General features: G+C 63.1%; 1 protein-coding gene. It reads right to left on the reverse strand.

All coding sequences use genetic code 11. The features are described 5' to 3' along the window. A partial coding sequence (locus FLQ44_RS02095; protein ID WP_147692830.1) for a class I tRNA ligase family protein occupies positions 1-388 on the reverse strand: 388 nt, incomplete at both ends.

The raw sequence follows: 388 nt of genomic DNA on the forward strand, positions 1-388 counted from the left end.
GGGCGTTCCACAGCTTGTTGCAGAAGTTCTTGTAGCCCTCGCAGCGGTTCAGATCGAACTTGATGTCGCGACCGTGGGTGGCGAGGCTGGCAAAGGTGAAGCGCAGCGCGTCGGCGCCGAAGGCGGGAATGCCCTCCGGGAACTCCTTGCGCGTGGCCTTCTCGATCTTCGGCGCGTCCTGCGGCTTCATCAGGCCCGAGGTGCGCTTGGCGACCAGCGCATCGGCGCTGATGCCGTCGATCAGGTCGATCGGGTCCAGCACATTGCCCTTCGACTTCGACATCTTCTGGCCCTGCGCATCGCGCACCAGGCCGGTGATGTAGACGTGCTTGAACGGGATCTGGCCGGTGAAGTGATCGGTCATCATCACCATCCGGGCAACCCAGAA

The sequence above is a fragment of the Vogesella mureinivorans genome (assembly GCF_007644035.1).
GTDB classification, from domain to species: domain Bacteria; phylum Pseudomonadota; class Gammaproteobacteria; order Burkholderiales; family Chromobacteriaceae; genus Vogesella; species Vogesella mureinivorans.